Genomic DNA, 3,055 nt, shown 5'->3' with positions numbered 1-3,055 from the left:
TGGTAGAGGGCGTGCAGGGGTTCGGGGCCGCGCGGGCTCTGGGGTACGACCACCGCGCCCTGGTCGGCTTGCAGACAGAGGCCCTGGATGACCTCGGCGTTGAGAAAGGGCATGTCGCAGGCCACGGCGAAAATCCGCTCGTGGCGCGCATGGCAAAGGCCCGAATGAATGCCCGCCAGGGCGCCCTTGCCGTAGTAGATGTCGGGCACCTTGCGGCAGGGGATGTCCTGATAGAGGCCCGGCGAGTTGGTGACGATGATCACCTCGTCGAACAGGGCGGCGAGGCGCCGATAGATGTGGTCGATGAAGCGCGCGCCCTCCACGGGCAGCAGGGATTTGTCGCAGCCCATGCGCCGGCTTTCGCCGCCGGCCAGGATGACGCCGGTGATGCCGGCGATTTTTGTTTGCGGTGCGGCGGGCGCCAGGCGCTCGGCGTGGCAGTAGACCTCGAAGCTCTCGCCGCGCAGGTAGCCGACCAGGGTGATGCCGGCCTGCTCGGCCAGTTCGATGGCCTTGTCCGTGGGCGAGGTGCGCGAGGCGATGAGTGCGATGCCCAGCCGTGCCGCCTTGGCCACCATTTCCGTCGACACGCGCCCCGAGGTCACCAAGAGACGCCCGGCGAGGTCGATGCCGCGGAAAAGGGCCTCGCCGGCGATGCGATCCAGGGTGTTGTGGCGGCCGAGATCCTCGGCGAAGAGCAACAGTTTTTCACCGTCGCCCACCGCCGCCGAATGCATCCCGCCGTGGCTGGCATACTGCTCGGCGCGGCGTGCCAGATCCTTCATCAGTTGAAAGACCGTCGTAGGGGCGACGCGCCGGGTTGCCCGTGTCGCCGGCCGGATGGTTCCATCGGGATCGCCTGCCATCGGCAGGTTGAAGGAGATGCCCGTGCCGCAGCCCGAGGTCAGGGTCGGCTTGAGCCGCTCGGGAACCTCGCCGCGCACGCGGATGCGGGCGCTGCCGAAGTCGGCGCAGATGCCGAGACTGAGGATGTCGTCGAGACTGGTGATGAACCCCTGCAAGCGCAGAAATCCCGCCACGAGAAAATTGAGCTGGTGGGGTGAGCCGACCAGGGTGGCCAGAGGCCGTTCGTTGACGATCAGTTCCAGGGGATATTCCTGAACCAGCGGCCGCTGGACGTCCCTGAACTGACCGCGCTCGAAACGCAGGATGTCGCGTTGCCTGCTCTGTTCCATGCCCTAACTCCTCCCCTATGTGATTTCTTCGCGATGCTGTAAACGCCTAGCAGAAACCATGCCCTATGCCAAGTTGCCGATTTTGCACAGTTTAGCGGTCGCCGGCACTGGGTCAAGGCGTCCCGGGTGGGTCATAAGTACCCAGGCGGGATCCTCAATTCAGCCCCGGCTTGTCCCCCTCGCCTGGCGCGTAGTCGCGCTTGACGCGTGTGAACCCCTCGCGCTGGGCGAGCAGATCCAGATGCAGGGTGGCGATGTCTTCCAGGTCCATGGGCAGATTCTGCCCGGCCTCGCGGCTGTCCACCACCTTGAGATAGCTGTCGCACTTGCGGCAGACATTGACCCGGTAGCCTTGGTCATCGCCCGCCGTGAAGTATTCAAGGGTCTGCTCGTCGCGGTTGCCGCACACCGTACAGCTGCGCCGCGCTCCCGGCCAGGACTGGCCGCAGGTGCCGCAATGCAGCATCAGCCGTCCCTCGTCGCCGAGCAGTTCGCCCATGACCGGCACGCCGCCGCACAGGGGGCAATAGCCCTGTCGCCATTCACCGTCCCGTGGCGCCAGGCCCTCTTCGCGGGCGGCGTGAAGGGCGAAAGAGCAGGCCAGACCGAGGAGATATTCGAGGATGGCCGGTTCCGTGGCGAGCTCCGCCGCGGTCTTGGCGAAGCGCTCGCGTTCGCGACCGACATAGGCGCCGAACAGCGGCGCGGGGTCGAAACGGCCTTCGGCCAGGGCGGCGTCGATGCGCCCCAGATCCTCCTTGCCCTGGCGCCCGTGGCGTTGCAGCACGGCGATGAGGGCGCGCAGAAAGGCGCCGAAAGCCGGCCCATCGACCTGGAAGCTCTCGCCTTGCAGCAGGGGAAAGCCTTGGGCCTGGGAGACGGATACCTGCCCCGGAGGGGTGTCGATGCGCAGAAACTCACCCGACTGCTTGGCGAGAAAGGCATAGAGACTGTCGTAAAAATCAAAGATCTCAGAAAACTGCGGACGCAGGCGGCGCAGTTGGGTCAGGCGTTGGCGGCGTTGGGCGATGAATTCCACGATCGACGAATCTCCTCGTTGGTTTCGTTGGTCAGGGCAGCGCCGGCGGCCGCGCCACCGGCACCGTGCCGGACAGGCTGCGCAGAAAGGCGAGCAGTTCGGCCTGCTCCGCCGCCGTCAGCGCCAGGGGCTGCATCAGCGGCGATTGGTTTTGATCCTGGCCGCCGCCCTGGACATAGAAGGCGATGACGTCTTCCAGTCGGGCGAGGCTGCCGTTGTGCATGTAGGGCGCGGTCTGGGCCACCTGACGCAGGGGCGGGGTGCGAAAGGCGCCGAAATCCGCCGGGTCGCCCGTCACGGCGAAGCGCCCTGGGTCGCGGTCGCCGCGCTCCAGGCCCATCCGGACCTGAAAGAAATGGCGGGTGGCGCGGCGCTGGGGGTCGGTGAGCAGTTCCGGCTGATCGGGGACCCCCAGGTTGTGAAATTTTTGATCCGACAGCAGCGGTCCGCTGTGGCAGCGGTGGCAGGCCGCCTTGCCGTAGAACAGGGCCAGGCCCCGCTTGGCTTCGGCGTCAAGAGCGTCCTGGTCGCCCTCCAGGAAGCGGTCGAAGGGCGCGTCGCGCACGATGAGGGTGCGCTGGAAGTCGGCGAGGGCCGAAGTGATCGTGGCGCGGCTGATCTCGGCGCCGTAGGCCTTCTGGAACAGCTCGGGATAGCCCGGCGTCTCGCGCAGCTTTTCCACCAGGTAGTCGAGTTGCAGGTTCATCTCGAAGGAGGAATGGATCGGTCCCTCGGCCTGCTGCTCCAGGGTGTAGCTGCGCCCGTCCCAGAGAAAGCGGTGCAGGTAGGCGACATTGATCAGGCTCTGGGTATGGCGCCA

Annotated in this window: 3 protein-coding genes; all 3 read right to left on the bottom strand. The window is 66.4% G+C overall.

The features are described 5' to 3' along the window. The coding region (gene fdhD, locus QAT43_RS14710) for a formate dehydrogenase accessory sulfurtransferase FdhD (RefSeq protein WP_305043844.1) at nucleotides 1-1,196 on the bottom strand (1,196 nt) is incomplete at its 3' end. A gap of 154 nt (nucleotides 1,197-1,350) precedes the next feature. Next, entirely contained in the window at nucleotides 1,351-2,235 is an 885-nt protein-coding gene (locus QAT43_RS14705; protein WP_305043843.1) for a formate dehydrogenase accessory protein FdhE, read from the bottom strand. A 31-nt stretch (nucleotides 2,236-2,266) separates the two neighbouring features. Then, the coding region (locus tag QAT43_RS14700) for a cytochrome-c peroxidase (RefSeq protein ID WP_305043842.1) at nucleotides 2,267-3,055 on the bottom strand (789 nt) is incomplete at its 5' end.

The sequence above is a fragment of the Geoalkalibacter sp. genome, assembly GCF_030604225.1.
In the GTDB taxonomy this organism is placed as follows: Bacteria; Desulfobacterota; Desulfuromonadia; order Desulfuromonadales; family Geoalkalibacteraceae; genus Geoalkalibacter.
Note: the sequence above shows the minus strand (reverse complement) of the source record. Positions and strands in the feature narration are given on the sequence as shown.